General features: G+C 58.7%; 21 protein-coding genes and 2 tRNA genes. 9 read left to right on the forward strand and 14 right to left on the reverse strand.

Annotated features, from left to right (window positions below; translation table 11 throughout):
• Positions 1-17: 17 nt before the first annotated feature.
• From ACVWZ1_RS13030 to ACVWZ1_RS13050, 5 genes are all read right to left on the reverse strand, one after another.
• Positions 18-98: transfer RNA gene (locus tag ACVWZ1_RS13030), tRNA-Leu, on the reverse strand.
• 83 nt (positions 99-181) lie between these two features.
• Positions 182-1,072, reverse strand: a complete 891-nt coding sequence (locus ACVWZ1_RS13035; protein WP_457467346.1) for a M23 family metallopeptidase — start codon at positions 1,070-1,072, stop codon at positions 182-184.
• A 56-nt stretch (positions 1,073-1,128) separates the two neighbouring features.
• Positions 1,129-1,962 (reverse strand): biotin--[acetyl-CoA-carboxylase] ligase, encoded by an 834-nt coding sequence (locus ACVWZ1_RS13040; protein ID WP_457395568.1) that lies wholly within the window; start codon positions 1,960-1,962, stop codon positions 1,129-1,131.
• 12 nt (positions 1,963-1,974) lie between these two features.
• Entirely contained in the window at positions 1,975-2,607 is a 633-nt protein-coding gene (locus ACVWZ1_RS13045) for a DUF3318 domain-containing protein (protein ID WP_457503633.1), read from the reverse strand.
• A 14-nt stretch (positions 2,608-2,621) separates the two neighbouring features.
• On the reverse strand, positions 2,622-3,341 hold the full coding sequence (locus ACVWZ1_RS13050) for a pyridoxine 5'-phosphate synthase (RefSeq protein WP_457467345.1): 720 nt from the start codon (positions 3,339-3,341) through the stop codon (positions 2,622-2,624).
• A gap of 172 nt (positions 3,342-3,513) precedes the next feature.
• Between ACVWZ1_RS13050 and ACVWZ1_RS13055 the strand changes: the two genes are divergently transcribed.
• Entirely contained in the window at positions 3,514-4,560 is a 1,047-nt protein-coding gene (locus tag ACVWZ1_RS13055) for an ATPase, T2SS/T4P/T4SS family (RefSeq protein ID WP_457467344.1), read from the forward strand.
• 31 nt (positions 4,561-4,591) lie between these two features.
• Here ACVWZ1_RS13055 and ACVWZ1_RS13060 read toward each other — a convergent pair whose 3' ends face one another.
• The gene (locus ACVWZ1_RS13060; RefSeq protein ID WP_457467343.1) at positions 4,592-4,948 is read right to left on the reverse strand and encodes a YbgF trimerization domain-containing protein; all 357 of its coding nucleotides are present in this window, start codon (positions 4,946-4,948) and stop codon (positions 4,592-4,594) included.
• A 161-nt stretch (positions 4,949-5,109) separates the two neighbouring features.
• On the opposite strand from ACVWZ1_RS13060, the gene lepB reads away from it, so the two are divergent.
• Positions 5,110-5,796, forward strand: coding sequence for a signal peptidase I (gene lepB, locus ACVWZ1_RS13065; RefSeq protein ID WP_414409396.1), 687 nt, complete (start codon positions 5,110-5,112; stop codon positions 5,794-5,796).
• 28 nt (positions 5,797-5,824) lie between these two features.
• On the opposite strand, the gene sds is transcribed toward lepB, so the two are convergent.
• Entirely contained in the window at positions 5,825-6,796 is a 972-nt protein-coding gene (gene sds, locus ACVWZ1_RS13070) for a solanesyl diphosphate synthase (protein ID WP_041436149.1), read from the reverse strand.
• Between the two features lie 114 nt (positions 6,797-6,910).
• Here sds and ACVWZ1_RS13075 point away from each other — a divergent pair, with 114 nt between their 5' ends.
• Positions 6,911-7,306, forward strand: a complete 396-nt coding sequence (locus ACVWZ1_RS13075; RefSeq protein WP_457467342.1) for a metal-sensing transcriptional repressor — start codon at positions 6,911-6,913, stop codon at positions 7,304-7,306.
• Positions 7,307-7,539: 233 nt separating this feature from the next.
• On the opposite strand, the gene ACVWZ1_RS13080 is transcribed toward ACVWZ1_RS13075, so the two are convergent.
• Positions 7,540-8,061, reverse strand: coding sequence for a TerB family tellurite resistance protein (locus ACVWZ1_RS13080; RefSeq protein WP_457503634.1), 522 nt, complete (start codon positions 8,059-8,061; stop codon positions 7,540-7,542).
• Between the two features lie 187 nt (positions 8,062-8,248).
• Here ACVWZ1_RS13080 and rpsP point away from each other — a divergent pair, with 187 nt between their 5' ends.
• The 5 genes from rpsP to cysQ all read left to right on the forward strand — a co-directional run bounded on the left by rpsP (position 8,249) and on the right by cysQ (position 11,817).
• Complete coding sequence (gene rpsP / locus ACVWZ1_RS13085; protein WP_457467341.1) at positions 8,249-8,725, forward strand: 30S ribosomal protein S16; 477 nt, start codon at positions 8,249-8,251, stop codon at positions 8,723-8,725.
• A 64-nt stretch (positions 8,726-8,789) separates the two neighbouring features.
• Complete coding sequence (locus ACVWZ1_RS13090; protein WP_414375315.1) at positions 8,790-9,050, forward strand: KH domain-containing protein; 261 nt, start codon at positions 8,790-8,792, stop codon at positions 9,048-9,050.
• Positions 9,047-10,150 (forward strand): Get3/ArsA fold putative tail anchor-mediating ATPase NosAFP, encoded by a 1,104-nt coding sequence (locus ACVWZ1_RS13095; protein WP_457503635.1) that lies wholly within the window; start codon positions 9,047-9,049, stop codon positions 10,148-10,150. Before ACVWZ1_RS13090 ends, ACVWZ1_RS13095 begins: the two co-directional genes overlap by 4 nt.
• Before the next feature lie 61 nt (positions 10,151-10,211).
• Positions 10,212-10,973, forward strand: coding sequence for an imidazole glycerol phosphate synthase subunit HisF (gene hisF / locus ACVWZ1_RS13100; protein ID WP_457503636.1), 762 nt, complete (start codon positions 10,212-10,214; stop codon positions 10,971-10,973).
• Between the two features lie 16 nt (positions 10,974-10,989).
• The gene (gene cysQ, locus ACVWZ1_RS13105) at positions 10,990-11,817 is read left to right on the forward strand and encodes a 3'(2'),5'-bisphosphate nucleotidase CysQ (protein WP_457503637.1); all 828 of its coding nucleotides are present in this window, start codon (positions 10,990-10,992) and stop codon (positions 11,815-11,817) included.
• Between the two features lie 12 nt (positions 11,818-11,829).
• Here cysQ and ACVWZ1_RS13110 read toward each other — a convergent pair whose 3' ends face one another.
• Both ACVWZ1_RS13110 and ACVWZ1_RS13115 read right to left on the reverse strand, forming a co-directional pair.
• On the reverse strand, positions 11,830-12,294 hold the full coding sequence (locus ACVWZ1_RS13110) for a pentapeptide repeat-containing protein (protein WP_011432098.1): 465 nt from the start codon (positions 12,292-12,294) through the stop codon (positions 11,830-11,832).
• A gap of 552 nt (positions 12,295-12,846) precedes the next feature.
• Positions 12,847-13,614 carry a PspA/IM30 family protein gene (locus ACVWZ1_RS13115; protein ID WP_457441887.1) on the reverse strand — a complete coding sequence of 256 codons (768 nt, stop codon included), beginning with the start codon at positions 13,612-13,614 and terminating at the stop codon, positions 12,847-12,849.
• Positions 13,615-14,102: 488 nt separating this feature from the next.
• Here ACVWZ1_RS13115 and ACVWZ1_RS13120 point away from each other — a divergent pair, with 488 nt between their 5' ends.
• Positions 14,103-15,044 (forward strand): phosphoribulokinase, encoded by a 942-nt coding sequence (locus ACVWZ1_RS13120; protein WP_457467339.1) that lies wholly within the window; start codon positions 14,103-14,105, stop codon positions 15,042-15,044.
• Between the two features lie 110 nt (positions 15,045-15,154).
• On the opposite strand, the gene ACVWZ1_RS13125 is transcribed toward ACVWZ1_RS13120, so the two are convergent.
• From ACVWZ1_RS13125 to ACVWZ1_RS13140, 4 genes are all read right to left on the reverse strand, one after another.
• Positions 15,155-15,226: transfer RNA gene (locus ACVWZ1_RS13125), tRNA-Val, on the reverse strand.
• Between the two features lie 115 nt (positions 15,227-15,341).
• Positions 15,342-15,656 (reverse strand): antibiotic biosynthesis monooxygenase family protein, encoded by a 315-nt coding sequence (locus ACVWZ1_RS13130; RefSeq protein WP_457395580.1) that lies wholly within the window; start codon positions 15,654-15,656, stop codon positions 15,342-15,344.
• A 3-nt stretch (positions 15,657-15,659) separates the two neighbouring features.
• The gene (locus ACVWZ1_RS13135) at positions 15,660-16,406 is read right to left on the reverse strand and encodes a phosphoadenylyl-sulfate reductase (RefSeq protein ID WP_011432094.1); all 747 of its coding nucleotides are present in this window, start codon (positions 16,404-16,406) and stop codon (positions 15,660-15,662) included.
• 76 nt (positions 16,407-16,482) lie between these two features.
• Complete coding sequence (locus ACVWZ1_RS13140; protein ID WP_414375311.1) at positions 16,483-17,412, reverse strand: metallophosphoesterase family protein; 930 nt, start codon at positions 17,410-17,412, stop codon at positions 16,483-16,485.
• Positions 17,413-17,614: the final 202 nt, after the last annotated feature.

The raw sequence follows: 17,614 nt of genomic DNA on the forward strand, positions 1-17,614 counted from the left end.
GAAGTAGGGGATTCTCATGCGGACGAAGGGACTTGAACCCTTACGCCTTGCGGCACTAGATCCTAAGTCTAGCGCGTCTGCCGTTCCGCCACGTCCGCAAAACCTGCATGACCCAACTGGTTACCTGCGCCAGCATTCCAGTTGGAGCCCGCCCACCTATGCTAACCCAAGCCGGCTCTGGCTAACCCGGCAGCTGGGCAACAGCAACCTTCAGATCATCTGTGGCGTCCAGAACCACCCAACCTTGCCCCACCGCCCGCTTCCACAGCTCAAAGTGGAGGTGCGGCCCAGTTACCGCTCCGGTCGCCCCCACATAGCCGATGACGGATCCCCGCTCTACCACTTCCCCCGGTGTTACAGCAACTTCGGACATGTGGCCATAGCGAGTGCGCCGACCGCCGGCATGCTCCAGCACAACGGTGATCCCTAGACCCCCCAGGGATCCCGAAGTGACCACCTTGCCGCTTAAAGAGGCCAAGATCGGCGTGCCCATGCTGGCCCCCAAATCCACCCCGGCATGAAACTCTGGCTCTCCGCGGATGGGGTGAATTCGCATGCCAAATCCAGAAGTGATCGGCACCGGGTGAGGTAAGGGATAGAGCAGTCGTTCTTCACCTACGGCCAGTTCAGGCAACGTCGGCGTTCCCGGTTCAGGAGCTTGGGGCTGGCTGGGATCCTCAATGCGAATCTCTTGGCCAGGGGCGAGGATGATGCGGCGACCGGAGCTGCGTTCCATCAGCACCACCGGCACCCCACTTTCAGGCTGAGCATGGGGAACCCGGTCATGGTTCTTCTGGGGCTCAATCACAATCTCACGGCCCATGACCGTCTCTGGGCGGGTTTCTGCCTCAAGGGTCGCAGGGCTGCCCTCTCCCAGGGGAATGGCTCCATCCAGCAGCAGGGCTGCCGCCCCAGGCGTGTCCAGGGCCGGTTCCACCACAGGCGGCGGGGGCAAAGGGGTTGGTTGGGTTTGGGCCAGCAGAGCAGTGGGATAAAACCAGAGCAGAGCCAGCCCCAGCTTCAGCCAAAAGCGCAGCCGCCGAGCTCGGGGGGAGAGAAGGCGCGCTGCCATAACCAAAAGCTTCATCACCGAGTTCAACACAGGCCACATAAAAAACACAAGAGAAATTACAGGCTATCGCCCGCCGGCATGTGATAGCTCAAGCGAACTTGGTCGGGTGTAAGCGTCAGAATGGATGGCTGCTGTTGCCAATGTCGCTCCCCCCGTGTTTGTACTCGCATCCTCCCATCCTCGGCAAGGCCCAAGATCGTGGGGCTTGTTTCCGGCCATTGAAATTGAATTTGTGGCCTAACCATCCAGGCTTCGTACTCTGAGCGAACGGGGGCAAATCCCCCTTGCAACCAGACGTGGAATCCCTGCTCCATCCCCTGCAGAACCCAGCCGGCAATCTCGGTGCGGTCGAGTGAGCGGTGCAGAGGGGATCCCAAAATTTGGGCTAAGGTGATTGCCCCAATGGGAACGGGGTTGTTGACATTCACCCCCACACCGGCCACCAACCCCAGCAGTTGCCCGCTCCCCCCAAAGCGGCTTTGCACCAGGATCCCCCCCAGCTTGAGCAGAGAATCCGGGCGCTGCTCGTCCACCACCACCAAATCGTTGGGCCATTTCAGCCGCAGCGGGATCCCAAGGTTTTGCCGTAAACGGCCCGCAATGCCCCAGCCCAAGGCCAGGGTCAGTTCCAGCAGCGAGTAATGCAAAGGCGGGGATCCCAGCCAAACGGACAGGTACAGCCCCCCCGGCTGCGAGTGCCACACTCGCCCATGTTGACCTTGCCCAGCCCGTTGGCGGGTGCTGACCAAAACTGTGCCCACTGGCAGCGGCTGTGGGAAGCGACGGCCCCAGTCCAAGAGCAGCCGATTGGTGGAATCGGTCACCGCTACCTGCAGGAGATAGCGGCCCCACCGGCCCGTTCGGGATCCCAGCCGCGAGGGGGAAAGCATCTCCGTCCGGGATCAGCTCAACACAATATCTTCCGCCGGACGCTGGGCCAGCCGCTTGAGGTTTTGGTAGCGCAACATGTCCAGCAGATCATTGCCCGAGCGCCCCTCCAGGCGGGCCTCCACATGCAGCGCCTGCCCCAGGGCCTCCACCGCCTGCAGCCGCGGGATCCCGCGCAACACCAGGCGATCCACCGCATAGGCGTCGGCAGCCAACAGACGGCGGTCATTGGTTTGGTCGCGGCGCAACTGCCAGAGGGCCAAGCCACTCAAACCCCCCGAAACGGTTGCCCCCACGGGATCCTGTTGTACGGCCTCGAAGATCAAGCTCAACCCCCCCAGAGCTGCTATGGCCAGGTAAAAGTCGATCTGCCGCGACACCGCCCGACTGTAGTAGCCCACCTTGTGCAGGAACAGCCCCGCCCGCTGCAGGGGGGTAAATTGCCGCCACTCATAAGGCTTGATGAACAGCTGCATCTGCCGTTCCCAGGGCATCTGCCGGCGGCCTTTGATCACCACCGTTTGCCGTTCTGAGGCGGGCAAGATCTTCACACTCTCCCGCATACTGGCCGGCAGCAGATCCAACAGGCGCTCGATTTCCGCCTGCTCCAGAACGTAGTTTTCGTAGCCGTAGTATTCCGAGTTCATGCCGGGCCTGCTCCTTAGCTTAATCCCATCGCCTGACGCATCTCTCGCACCGCCCGATCCAGCCCCACCAGCACCGCTCGACTGATAATGCTGTGGCCGATGTTCAGCTCCTCCATTCCCGGAATCCGCGCCACCGGGCCGACATTCCAGTAGGTGAGGCCATGTCCCGCATTCACCCGCAAGCCCAGTTGAAGGGCCTGTTGGCTGGCCTTTTCCAGGTGGTCAAGTTCCACCTGCCGCTGAGCTGCGGATGAGGCTTCTGCGTAGCGCCCCGTGTGGAGCTCCACCCAGCGGGCTCCCACTTGGGCAGCAGCAGCAACTTGGGTCGGATCCGGGTCGATAAACAAGCTGACGGGAATGCCGGATCCCTGCAGTTGGCCGACCACATCCCTGAGGCGCGACACCTGCCCCGCCACATCCAACCCACCTTCGGTGGTGATCTCCTCCCGCCGCTCGGGAACCAAAGTGACGTAGTCAGGCTTAATCTCCAGGGCAATCGCCACCATCTCCTCGGTGGCTGCCATCTCTAAGTTGAGGTGGGTGCGCACAGTTTGCCGCAACAGCCGCACATCCCGATCTTGAATGTGACGGCGATCCTCGCGCAAGTGCACTGTAATACCATCTGCCCCCGCCAGCTCGGCAATCACCGCTGCCGCTACCGGATCCGGCTCCACCGTGCGGCGTGCCTGTCGAATGGTGGCAATGTGGTCGATGTTAACTCCAAGACTTAACAAGGCTTGACTTCTTTGGGTGTAGAGGATCCTAGAATGCTCCTAGTATTACATTATTCAACTTGCGCCAGTCAGAGAGCCAGGATGCCATGGGCCTCAGGCCGCGAGGGTGTAGGCTTTACTCTATGATCGAGTAGCGACGTCTCGCCTGTGCGGGATCCACTCCGGGCTTGCCATGACAGATCCAGATGCCTCTCTGGCGGTGGGACAACACTCCCTTGTTGACCGGGCGCGGGTGCCGGCTCTAATTGCCCAGTACTTGCCGGTGGAAATCTGCATTTACTACCAAGTTGTTCCCTTGGCCCTGGATACCGACAGCCTTATCTTGGGCATGGTGGATCCCCAGGATTTGGCGGCGCTGGACTATATAAGCAAGATGCTGGCCTATTCCCAGATTTCCGTCCAGCCAATCCCTCTCACCGCTCAGCAGCAGCAGGATTTAATTGCCTACTACTTCAGCCATCCCCCCGACCCGGCAGAGGTGGAGCGGCTGCGCCTCCAGGCCCAAGCCAACCGGGTGACTCGGGAGGTTCCTGCTCCTGCGGCGGGGCCACCCACGCAGTTGAGGCCAACCCAGCCTCCGTCCGTCCCCGCCGACGAATCAGAAGAGACAGTGCAGCAGTTGCTCAACTCGATGCTGCGGCGGGCTTTGGATGAGAAAGCCGAGCAAATTTTCGTGGAACCTCAAGAGGGGCCTTCTTGTCGAGTGCGCTACCGCCAGCAGGGGATTTTGCGGGATCTGTTCAAAGATCTCTCCGAGTCCATACGAGCGAAGTTGATCACCGCCATGAAGCGGATGATGGCGCTGGATCCGGAGTTGATCGGGGAGCCGCAGCAGGCAGAGGTGGAGCGGATGTACCGGGGGGAGCCACTGGTGTTGCAGTTGCGCATCATACCGCAGCGCTCCAAAAGTGGCCAGACTGCCGCCTCTAGAGAAGGGGCCATCTTGAGCATCCTGCGAGGGGAAGCTCTCCAGAAATATCAACAAGGCCAGAATAACCTCCGCGTCTCTGAGACCCTAGCTTTGGCCCAACAGACCTATCAACTGCTGCAACAATTGCAAAGTGCTCTCAGCAACACAGTTGACAAGCTTAAGCAGTACCCCAGTCCGCCGCGGAGCGACTGGCCCCTGATGACGGAGGTGTTGGCAGCTATTCAAGCCCAAGCCCAGATGATCGCCATCCACCAGCAGGACTGGGAAAAACTCAATTCCGGCAGTTGACCCCCCAAAACCAGCCCCGAGCAACATCCCTTCAACGGGATCCCTCCCGCAGCAGCACCAAAATCACTCCGGCAATGATGCTGATGGTGGCACCGGCAATCAGGCTGGTGGCTAGACGTTCCAGCCGTTCCCCGATGGTTTGTGAGGTGTCGAACTTAAAAGTGAGCTTTTCGACATCACCTGAGAGCTTTTCAACCCGCTCTGAGAGCTTTTCGACATCACTGGCAAGCTTTTCGACATCGCCCGAGAGTTTTTCGCTATCCCCTGAGAGCCGATCGATCCGCCTCAAAACTTCCTCTTGTTGTTGGGTGAGGCGAGCTATCGCTTGGCTGTTGGCCTCGACCAGGCGCTCGACCCGCTCTAGGCGCTCTTCCGTTGAAATCGTCATGGAGGCTGACAGTCGCGAGTACGGTACACCAGGATACCCATCCTATGCTATTGCCGGCTATTCGTCTCTCCGGCAGGGGTTTAATGGGAGGGCATCCCATTCTGCTGGCCTGGATGGGGTGCGATAATCTTGAGATCGTGAAGTCTTGTCCGTTAGCTTCCATGCCGTCAAAAGATCCAACTTCTCTGCCCAAGCCCCAGTCGCCATCGGGGGCAACCCCTGCCAGCTCGGGATCCCGCAGCTGGTGGCAGGCGCAACGGGAAAACCTTCTGACGGTGGTGCTGGCTCTGTTGCTGGCCTTCGGCATTCGCACCTTTGTGGCAGAGGCGCGTTGGATCCCCTCCGATTCGATGCTGCCCACTCTGGAAGAAGGGGATCGGCTGGTGGTGGAAAAGGTCAGCTACCGCTTTGGTTCGCCCAGACGAGGCGATATTATTGTTTTCAACCCTCCCGCCAAACTGAACTTCGACGGGGCCTACATCAAGCGGGTGATCGGCCTGCCGGGAGATCGCATTCGCATCGCCAACGGTGAGGTCATCATCAACGGGATCCCGCTGCGGGAAGACTACATCTATGCCCCCCCCGACTATTCTTGCCCTGGCGAGCGCTGTCCTGGAGTTCCCAATCAGGGATCCGAATTCGTGGTTCCTCCCCGCTCCTATTTTGTGATGGGGGATAACCGCAACGACAGCCAAGACTCCCATGTGTGGGGTTTCTTGCCGGAAGAAAACATCATCGGCAACACCATTTTTCGCTTTTGGCCCCCAAATCGCCTACACTTTTTCGCCCCGCCAGAATATCCTGAGCTTCTTCCAGAGGCCCAAGTGTTGGGCAACACAGCCCGGTAGAAAGCCAGCTTGACCCTGTCGGGACTGCTCAGTGCAGCCGCTCCAGCACATAGTCCACCATCTGAAACAAAGCACGACGCGCCGCAGAGTCCGGCAGGCTATACAGCGCTTCGGCAGCCCGCTGGGCGTAGTCGCGGGCCAACTGACGAGAGCGTGGGATCCCTTCGCTTTGATACACCCACTCTAGGGCCTGCTTCAGGTCTTGCGGGTTGGACAGTTCCCTGAGAATGAGCTCTCGCATCTGGGGAAATTCCTCTAGGGCAAACAGAACGGGTGCAGTGAGGTTGCCCTGGATGAGGTCGGATCCCACAGGCTTGCCAAGCGTCTCTGCCGAAGCGGTGAAATCCAGCAGATCGTCGACAATCTGAAAAGCAATGCCCAGATCCCGCCCAAAATCGAACAGGCGATCCGCCACTTCCTCGCTAACCCCGCTCAGCAGGCCAGCAGCCTTGGAACTGCCGGACATGAGGGAGGCCGTTTTGTAGAAGCTCTTGGCCAGGTAGTCTTCCATCGACACATCGGGGTCGAAGCGGGTGAGGCTCTGGCGCACCTCCCCTTCTGGCAAGTCCATGATGACCTTGGAAAGGAGCTTCACTACCTCCAGGTTGTCCAGATTGGCCAAATACCAGGCAGCTTGACCGAAAAGGTAATCCCCCGCCAGCACGGCTATCCGATTGTCGAAGAGGGTGTTCACCGTATCGATGCCCCGTCGCACGTCGGCAGCGTCGATGACATCGTCGTGAACCAAGCTGGCCGTGTGGATCATCTCAGTAATCTCTGCCAAGCGCCAATGACGGGGAGTGATCTCTCCATCTGGAGTGGTGGCGCGGGCGATGAGGAGCACAATGGCTGGCCGGATCCCTTTCCCTCCCGCCGAAAACAGATGTTCGGCAGCCATGGCCAGGATGGGGTGCTTGGCACTGACCAACCGCGTTAGGTTCTGGCGTAAACGCTCCAGATCCGCTTCTACAGGGCCAAAGGGGGAGAGCACAGAGGTCATGGAGCCAAAGTATGAGAGGTTTTACAAAATTTCACATCTTTTCCTATTGTAGAGTACCCCATCGTTTCCGGGGAAAACCAGGCAGTATCATGCAAGCAGTCTTTTGCCCTTCTCATGTCGGATCCCGTTCCCCCACTTCGATCTCATTCCGTTCCACCGCTCCCTTCAGAACCCGATTGGGAGGAGGAGTGGGAGCTGGCGCTGGAAAAGCCGCCGCTGTCTGGGCGGGCCCAGCCTCACCATCATGATCCCCAGTCTCGGCGCAAGTTGATCAACCGCTTGGCTCGCATCGAAGGGCATGTGCACGGGATCCGCTCCATGATCGAGCAGGATCAGCCTTGTCCAGATGTGCTGCTGCAAATTGCCGCCGTCAAGGGAGCGCTGGATCGGGTGGCGCGGCTGATTTTGGACGATCACATTCGCCACTGCATCCGCCATGCCATCGAGACCGGCAATATCGAGGTGGAGCTGGAAGAGTTGCAGCGGGCTCTGGATCGTTTTATCGGCTAGGTTTTGATGGTCATTTTGATTTAAACTAGGACACTGCACTCACACCTAAAACATTGGATGCACCAGTCTAGAAGGCTTTCTCAGTAGCCCAGGTGTATCACCCTAACCTGAAACGACCATATGATCTGACTCAATCTAGAAACCCCCCCTAGCTTGGTTCAAGGAAACACCAAGCCGGAGTGTTGATGCAGTGGCCAAGGCGGGTTGTCGTTATGCTACCCGCTACCCCAATGTCATTCAGAAGGTTGGGGGGAGGGCTGGGCATAGCGCTCCAGCAGGGATGCGCTTTTCAGTTGCCACTGCAGTCCCATGAAGGCCCAGTCGATAAACTCGTTGATCTCCTCAGCGCTGAACTGCATGGCTTTGCCGATCTGGAAAATAAGCTCCTCTTCCTTTTCCACCAACTGGCTGTTCACCACCGCCATCGCCGCCAGATCCCGCAGGATCAAGGCCCCCGCCGCGTTGCGCATGGGCGGGATCCCACTGATATCCAAAGGCGCACCTGTTTCATCGGCCAGATAGGTTTGGGCCAGTGGCGCTTCGATGCCTACCCCTTCTGCAATTTGCATAAAAAAAGAGGTTTCTTCTTCGTCCAACTGGCCATCCACTCGGGCCACCGCGATCAGGGCCTTGAGGTAGAGCTGGCGCTGCTCGTCTGTCAAATCGGCGTAGTTGATCATGGGAGTTGCTGCTGAGTGTAGGGTTTTCTCTTCAACTCTGCCATGAAGGTTGCCTTCCAAACCGGGGTCGGACATTTTCCAGTCAAGTTCCAGTCAAGCAGAAAATCGCTTAAAATAAAAAGCCTGTGTCTACCGGCCAAACGCCAAAGGCTCGGAGCGAGGCTCTGGAGCTTCAGCAGGCTTGGCGGGTCTAGGCGAACTCTTTTTTGGATTTTTTGGATCTTTACAGCTTGCGGAGCGTCCCCCAAGGAGTGGATACCCTATGGTCAAATTGCGGCTCAAGCGCTACGGAAAAAAGCGGCAACCCAGCTATCGCATCATCGCCATTGAAAGTAAAAGCCGCCGTGAAGCCCGTCCGCTAGAGGAACTGGGTTACTATAACCCGCGCACCAAGGAGACGGTCTTGGAAACGGCGGGCTTGCTGAAGTGGTTGCGTTGTGGCGCTCAGCCCACAGAGACCGTGGACAGTCTCCTCAAAAAGGCCGGCATCTACGAGATGTTGAAAGCAGGGGAAGGGGGAGTGGTGGCCTCGATTCGCATTCCGGCCATCGCCAAGCCTGAAGCTGGGATCCCTGAGGCGGCAGAAGAGACTGCTGCAACAGAGTCCGTGGCCGAAGCTGAAGTCGCCGATGTTCCCGAATCGGAATTGAGCGAAGCTGCCACCGAGACAGCAGCAGAATTAAGCCCTCCGGAAGCTGAAGTTGAAAAGCCTCAGCTTGAGGAAGCGGTTGAGACCTAGGGTCGGCTGCGCTTTCGGCTAAGCTTGGCTTGGCCAGTTGTTCCCTCCTGTCGTCTAGCTCTCTATGCCAGACTACAAGGCTCTCGCCCATCTTTTGATCGAACCGTTGCTCAGCAGCGCCTCTCTTCAAACGGATGTGGAAACCACCTGTGGCGGGCGAAAGGTTTGGCTGCGACTGGCCTTTGACCCGAAGGATCGCGGGCGGGTGTTCGGGCGAGGCGGGCGTACCTTGCAGGCGATTCGACAGGTGATGATGGCTGCAGCTCAGTTGGCGGGCCAATCTCTGTACATCGACATCTACGGAGAAGCGGGAGAGCGGGAATGAGCCAAATTCTCACCTTTCTGGGCAAGGGGGGCACAGGTCGGAGCACCTTGGCCGTGGCGGCGGCTCGCGCGGCAGCCCAACAGGGGCGGCGGGTGCTGTTGGTGGGCCATCAGGCGGGGCCGGGGTTGGAAATGCTCTTGGGCGGGATCCCGCTTTCCGGCGAGCCGGTGACCATTGCTGCCAACTTGAGCGTGGTGCAGTTGCGGACAACCCAACTTTTGGAGCAAAACTGGACGGCAGCCAAAGAGCTGGAAGCCCGATACGTGCGCACTCCCTTTTTCCGGGAGATCTACGGCCAGGAATTGGGGGTGTTGCCGGGTATGGATCAGGCCCTGGCCCTGGAAGCTCTGCGCCGTTACGATGCCAGCGGCCAATACGACTGCATTCTCTACGATGGGCCAGGGGATCTGACCACCTTGCGGGCCTTTGGGATCCCAGAGGTGGCCAGTTGGTACTGGCGGCGAGCCTCCCAAGCTTTTTTGGGATCCGACTTGGCCAAAACCCTGCGACCCTTTGCCGAGCCCTTGTTGCGTTCGGTAAGCACCGTGGAATTTTCCTCCCTGGAGGATCTGCCGGAGCGGTTGGGGGGCATGACTAACCTCTTGGAGCAGGGACGACAGGCCATTGCCGATCCGCGCCGTGTGCTGGCCCACCTGGTGACCACCCCAGACCCGATGGCCGTGCAAACCGCCCGTTACCTTTGGGGGAGTGCTCAGATGGTGGGGCTGACGGTGGGTGGCCTCTGGGTTACCCCTCTGGCTCCGGGAGAGGTCTCGGCCGCCGATTTTTTCCCGCTGACACTACGAACACTCCCCCTGCGTCAGGGATCCGATTGGTCGGCTTTGGAAGCAGCGGTGGGGGGGATGTTCGCTGTGCCGGATGTGCCGCCGCCCGTGGCCATCGACGAGGGAGCCCGTACAGTCAAGCTGTTTATTCCCGGCTTCAGCAAGGCCCAAATCGAGCTGAGCCAGTCAGGCCCGGAGCTGACCATTACCGCCGGGGATCAGCGGCGCAATTTGTTCTTGCCCCCCAGCTTGGCAGGTCGGCAGGTGACTGGGGCCAAGTTTCAAGAACCCTTCCTGGTCATCAGCTTCGGCTAAAACGATCCCCAGTTGTTCCCCTCTGTTCGCGTTAGCGGTATGGAGTCCTTGGGAGAGAGCGATGTTGGCCAAACGGATCATTCCCTGTCTGGATGTGGCGGCAGGGCGGGTGGTGAAAGGGATCCAGTTTGTGCAATTGCGGGATGCCGGGGATCCGGTAGAGCTGGCCCAGGCTTACGATCAGGCAGGAGCCGATGAGCTGGTCTTTTTGGACATCACCGCCACCCACGAAGAGCGGGAGATCTTGCTGGAGGTGGTGCGGCGCACCGCAGAGCAGGTGTTCATTCCCCTCACGGTGGGAGGGGGGATCCGCGATCTGGAGGGGATCCGACAACTGCTGCGGGCCGGGGCGGACAAGGTCAGCCTCAACTCGGCAGCGGTTCGGGATCCTGATCTCGTGGCTCAGGCCAGCCGCTGGTTTGGATCCCAGTGCATTGTGGTGGCCATTGATGCTCGCGCCAAGCCGCAGGGAGGGGGATGGGAGGTATACGTGCGCGGGGGGCGGCAGCCGACGGGCCTGGACGCGGTGGAGTGGGCCAAAAGCGTGGCCGAGCGGGGGGCAGGGGAGATTTTGCTCACCAGCATGGACGCCGACGGCACCCAGGCCGGCTATGACCTGGAGCTAACCCGGCGGGTGGTGGATGCGGTGTCGGTGCCGGTGATCGCCTCTGGGGGTGCAGGAGCGTGTGCCCACATCCGCCAGGCTCTGCAGGAAGCGGGAGCAGAAGCAGCGCTGTTGGCTTCTCTGTTGCACTACGGCCAGTTAACGATTGCCCAAATCAAAGCCGACTTGGCCGCCCACGGCATTCCGGTGCGTTGCTAACTCTGCGAGGGATCCTATGCAAGCTCAGGATCTGGCCGCTCTCTTGCCCAAGGTAAGTCGGCTGGCGGAGGCGGCAGGACAGGCTATTTTGCCCATCTACAGACAGGAGCAGCTTCAGGTAAGGGCCAAGGCGGATGCCTCTCCCCTTACAGAGGCGGATCTGGCCTCCCACCACCTGATCCTGCAGGGCCTGCAAGAGTTGACCCCAGGGATCCCGGTGCTCTCGGAAGAATCGGGCGGGATCCCTTACCCAGAGCGGCAACAGTGGGAGCGGTTTTGGCTGGTGGATCCCTTGGATGGCACCCGAGAGTTTATCGGGCGCAACGGCCAGTTTACGGTGAATATTGCTCTCATCGAGGAAGGGATCCCCATCCTGGGGGTCGTCCATGCCCCAGCTCTGGGCCTCACCTACGCGGCTGCGCAAAAGCTGGGGGCCTGCAAGAGGGAAAGGACTCCGTCCTGCGTTCACGAACAGCCCATCCGCACCTGCCCTTACGCCCAAGAACCCCTACAAGTGGTGGCCAGCCGTTCCCACAGCAACCCGGAGACGGAGCAGTTCCTCGAGCGGCTGCGGCAGCGCTGTGGCTCTCTGGAAGTGAAGTCTGTGGGCAGCGCCCTCAAGTTTTGCCTCGTGGCCGAAGGGTCCGCCCATCTCTACCCTCGCTTCGGCCCCACCCTGGAGTGGGATACCGCCGCCGCCCAGTGCATTGTGGAGCAGGCGGGGGGAAGGGTTACCGATCTGGCAGGGGATCCCTTGCGCTACAACAAGCCCGACCTGCACAACCCGCCCTTTGTAGCGGCTGCCGAAGGCATGGCCCAACTGTGGCAGAACCTGATCCCCTGAGCGAAGCCCCGGCTACATGCCCATCTCTGTGGGGTTAAAGCCATCCGGGAACTTGGTGTACTCGTCGTAAAGGGCACCGCGGAAATGGGTGTTGGTGATGATGGCTCCGCGCAGATCGGCCCCAATCCGCAGATCGGCTCGGTTCAGCTCGGCTTCGCTGAGGTCGGCCCTGAGCAATTTGGCCCGGTAGAGGTTGGCCCCCCGCAAATCTGCCTTCACCAACTTAGCCCCAATCAGGTTCACCCGTCGCAGCTTGGCTCCGCGCAGGTCGGCTCCCGAGAGATCTGCTCCCGACAAATCCGCCTCGCGCAAATCTGCCCCACTCAAGTCGGCATCCCGTAGGATAATGCCCTTCAAATTCGCGCCACTCAACTGCGCTCCGCTCAGGTTGGAGCCGGAAAAGTCCCGTTGGCCAGACGCATAAGCCTGCAACAGTTGCTTGGCATCCAAGAGAGGCTTAATACTTGCTGTTGTCATCGCTGTTTGTTCTGATACATTTACGCTGAACACTGCTGAACATCACTGTTCAACTATGCAGCGATAGCATTCTGTTTGTTTCCATTCGCGTTAGCGGGACGGAGTCCAAACAGAATGGCGGTATCCCGCAAAGCTTTGAGTAGAATACCCAAAGCGCAGTTTCCGTGTCGTCTTACTACCAATTTTCTGCTTTGCTTTGGCTACCATGTTGGCAGACTCGAAAGTAAACAGAAAGATCAACTGGTAGTAATCCGTACTGAACATATTATACATTATTTTCAGTATAGTTGAGCTTATTATTGACTAGAGTCATGCTCTCACAAAACCGTAGGCAAACTAACCTCAGCCCTGCCGTAAGCAGGCTGTGACCCTTTCGCAGGTTGATTACCCTCTGGGGATCCCTGCCACTCGAGGTGGAACGCTTTACTGACAGACTTTGCCCTGCTGGTCGGCAGAAGGGCTGTCAGAGTTCTTGTTGGTTAGCTTACCACCCCCCGGCCCAAACTCAGCCCGGCAAGCCTTGAGAGTCGGAGGAGAGCGACATTCCGCCTGTTAGAGCTGGTCAATCTCCTTGCGCAAATTTTCCAACTCCAGATCGACCTCGCTCTCACTTGCGGTGGAAGGTTGGCCTGAGGACTTTGACCCTCCAGAGGGCAACTGACCCTGGATCGACGCCTTGAGCATCAGCAGCTCGTGATCTACATCCGAGCCACCCGCCTCCAAAGCGGCAAACTGGTTTTCCAAATTGTCTACCGCCAGCTCGGCTACTGCCGCCGACTGGGCCTCCAGGGAGTTCACCTTCTCCTCCATACGCTCAAAAGCAGCAAAGGCGCTTGTGGCGTCCACCCGCCCGATAACCTGATTGATTTGCTGGGAAGCCTTGGCGGCGCGGGCGCGAGCGATGAGCATGTCCTTTTTGGTCTTGGCCTCAGCGATCTTGCTCTCCAGCTTGGTCATGTTGGCCTTGAGAACCTCCACCTGCTTAGTCTGCTCATCCAACTGCCGCTTCAGGCTTTGGGCAGTCTCGGCAAAGGTTTTCTTGCGCACCAGCGCTTCCCGAGCCAAAGCTTCGTTGTTGTTGCGCAGGGCCAACTCGGCGCGTCTTTGCCACTCATCAACACTCTGCTGTGCTTGCTCATACTGCCGCTCTATCCGCTTCTGGGCAGCAATGGCCTGGGCAACCGCTTGCCGCATCTGGTAGTGATCCTCAGACATGTCCTGAATGGTCTGGTTCAGGATTTTCTCCGGATCCTCGGCGCTGCTGACCAGCGCATTGATATTGGATCTAATGATTCGGCTGACCCGATCGAACAATCCCATCGGTTGCTTCCCCCTCTAGCGGTCTGACCTAATGCTACCCTTGCTGCTCTGATGCCTTCCAGTGCTCCTACTCCAGTATAGGGATCCAGGGCAATTTGCGAGTTGCCTGTGGATGAGTTCAACATGTTGCTCTACAATGCCGGTGCAACCGGGTTCCTAGCCAATGGAGTGAGAGCGCTCTGGCCTTACGTCGGGGTGCTGTGGGCATTCAATCTTTAAGTCTTGCGGTAGGGATTTCTGGAGTTGGGTGCGGATCCCTGTCAGGCAAAGGGCATACCTACCCCGGCTTGGAGTGGGTATGGCTGGAAAGAACTGTAACGTTCTCTTGCCCCAATACCCTCCAGAGCCGATAATGCTTGCTTAACTTCGTTTGCTGACGGACAATCCCTGTTCTCTGATCGGGGCCATCCGCAGGTCGAAACGAAGTTGAGTTTGGCCCGTGTTGTCCGAGTTCTCCGCCCCAGATTCACGATTCAGGAGAGGGATCCGTGGCTCAGCGCCCGATTATTCTGGGTATTGTTGGCGATAGTGCTGCTGGGAAGACCACCCTTACCCGTGGCATTGCCCAAGTCTTGGGGGAAGAAAACGTCACTGTCATTTGCACCGACGACTACCACCGCTACGACCGCAAGCAACGCGCTGAACTGGGGATTACAGCCCTCCATCCCGACTGCAACTACCTGGATATCGTTCAGCAGCACCTGACGCTCTTGCGCACCGGCCAGCCGATCCTAAAGCCCGTCTACAACCACAGCACCGGCACCTTTGACCCGCCAGAGTATGTCAAGCCCAACAAATACGTGATTGTCGAAGGGCTGCTGGGCTACTTTACCCGTGGTATGCGGGATAGCTACGATGTCAAGGTTTATTTGGCTCCCCCAGAACATTTACGAGCCCTTTGGAAGATTAAGCGGGACACCCGCAAGCGCGGATATACCGAAGAGCAAGTGCGAGAAGAGCTCAAAAAGCGCGAACCCGACTCAGAGGCTTTTATTCGTCCACAGCGCCAATGGGCCGATGTAGTGGTCACCTTTTACCCGCCCCAAGAGGGATCCGACCAAGACGAGGTATTGCTGAATGCACGCTTGGTGCTGCGCCCCACCATTCCTCACCCAGATTTTTGGCAAATCCTCAATGCCCGCGACAATCACCTTAGCTCTGCCATTCGTTTGGATTTGGATCGGGATATGGGCAAGCCCGTCGATGTTTTGCAGATTGATGCCCATGCTACGGCCAGCCAAGTGATCGAATTGGAGCGGATGCTCTGCAACGAAGTCCCTTACCTGGGCAAGTTCTGTAGCTTAGAGGGAAACCCCAATATCGGCCAATTGATCGGCACCACCGGCGAGCTGCTCCAGAGCTATCCCCTGGCTTTGACTCAATTGCTGATCACCTACCACATGCTAAAAGCGGCCCATATCTACCAGTAGAATCCGTGGCGGTGAGGGATCCCCAGTTTCGCAAGACCTGCAGGGTAAGGCTCGGCCCAGCACGGTAACCCGCTCCCAGAGCAGAGTCTTGTGAGCTTCTGTCAAGGACATGGGCTGTGCTGGAATTGAACCAGCGGCTCCCACCGTGTCAAGGTGGTACTCTACCACTGAGTTAACAGCCCCTACGAGCGATGCTGCCGCGCATCTACCTGAAGGCCGGAAACAAATAATATCACATCTTAACCTGTCCCATTGGGGTCAACCTAGGTGGAGAGTGGACAGGTGCCCTATTTCAAATCAAAAAGGGGATCCGGTCAGCAACTGGTAGTGCAACACCTGGGGTGGGCGAGCAAAGTAGGGCCTGATGAGGGCACGCCAGCGGACAAAGTTTTCCGATTGGCGAAAGTTGACCAGATGGGCCTCTAGGGATCCCCACTGAACGAGCAGTAGGTATTGCTGAGGGTGCTCCAGACAGCGCTGCAGTTGGTGCCCTTGGTAGCCGTCGGTCTGCTGCAAATAGATGAAAGCTTGAGCGATGGCGGCTTCAAAGGCGGCTTCAGAGCCGGGGGTAATTTCAAACTGAGCCACCTCAAGGATGGAGGAAGCAGTCATGGGTTAGGTGTGGAGGCCACATTCGGTCTTGCTTGTGCCCTTCCAGCGTCCAGAGCGGGGATCCGCCCCTGGCTCAACAGGTGCAGTGCAGTGGAGGCAGCCGATACTGGGGTAGTGGCGATCGTGCAGGGGGTTGTAAGGGATCCCGTGGTCAAGGATGTATTTCCAAACTTGGCCATTTGTCCAGTCAGCCAGCGGGTTGAGTTTGAGGCGGTTGCGCTTGCCGTCCCACTGCACCTTGCCGATATCGGCGCGGGTGGGGGATTGTTCCCGACGCATCCCTGTAATCCAAGTGGTGCAACCGGCCAGAGCACGATTCAAGGGCTCCACCTTGCGGATGTTGCAGCAGAGGTCGGGGTTAGAGCGATACAGTTCTGGCCCGTATTGAGCTGCCTGCTCTTCCGGGGTAAGCAAGGGCTTGAAGATCTGCAGTTGCAAGTGGGGGTAGCGCGCCAACACCTGCTCCCGCAGTTGTAGGGTTTCCGGGAAGTGAAAATCGGTGTCCAGAAAAAAAGCGCGAACACGGGGGTTAATCGCCGTGAGCAGATCGATCAGCACTAGGTCTTCCGGGCCAAAGCTACAGGCCAGCACCAGCCCATCTCCAAATTCTTCAACCGCCCAGGTGAGCAGGTCGCTTGCCGACAAAGGCTCAAACCGTTCGCTCAGGGACGCCACTTGAGGTTGATACTGCTCCCGCAGCGCTTGAGCCGCCAGCTCCCAGCGGCTAGAAGGAGAAAGGCTTGCTGTCATAGGGGGAAGACACCGAACTCGACGATTTTTGCTTTTTTTAATCTACACTAATTCGGTCAAGCTTTAGGGGTTTTGATTACCAGGCGGCAGCGGGCAGAGGGAGAGAGCGGGATCCCTTGGCCCGGAGAGGGATTTGTCCCCAGCGATCCCGTCGGATCCCCATCACCAAGCCGTGCCAGAGGGGGCTGGGATCCAACTCCGGCAACTTAACCCAGTGGTAGCGCAACACCCCTCGTCGTGGGTTCACGTCCAGCTCAAACACCCGCAGAGCCGAAACCGGCCCTACCAGAGGAGGTGCCGTCAGGTAAGGGATCCCATCGCGGACATACACCTTCGGCACATGCAGATGCCCACTCAACACCGCCACCACTCGCCCGTGGCGAGCCAGGAGAGCGTGTAGTGCCGAGGCTGGTTCGCTGAGGAGCCGGTACTTGCGAAACAAAACCGCGTCCATTTGGGTGGGAGCAATGAAGGGCGGCTGATGGATCAGCAGGATCAGCCATTCTTCCGGCACCGTTTGCAGATGTTCGTCCAGCCAGTGCAGTTGGGAGGGGCGGAGCACGCCCTGAGGTAAAGGGAAGCGTCCTAAGCTGGCGTCGAGGGCAATCAAGCGGATCCCGGGCAGAGGGGAAAGGCTGTAATCGACGTAACCGGTGGGAGCCGGGGACAGGGGAAATTGGCTTTGACACCAACGGATAAACTGATCCCGGTTGAAGCGTCCCTTTCTCCCTAGGGTGTCGATATCGTGGTTGCCCAGGCTGAGGTAATAGGGCACCCGCAGTTGGGCAACAATCTCCTGGAAAGATTGAAAGCTCTCCGGATCCGCTTGATCCACCAAATCTCCGGTAAACACCACGAAGTGCAGATCGGGCACCTGGTTGAGATGGGCAACGGCGGCTTCCAACTGGCGGCGGGGGGAATCGGACATCCACCAACAGCGGCACCCCGTCTCGGGCATCAGGTGGACATCTGAGACTTGAGCAAAGCAAATGCGTTGGGTTGCCATTGTTTAGGTACTTATTCACACCTCACGCCCGCATCATAGTCAATGATGGGCTGGGGGGCTATGGGATTCTCTTAACCTCAGCCGGATCTGGCGAGCACCTATTGGGAAGTAAACTACCCGACCCTGACTGCTTCGCAGTACAGGGCGGGCTTAAGGCCTCCGGCCCGCTGACGCGAACGGTAGCCCTGCAGTTGGCAAGCCA

The organism is Thermostichus sp. MS-CIW-25 (genome assembly GCF_054060015.1).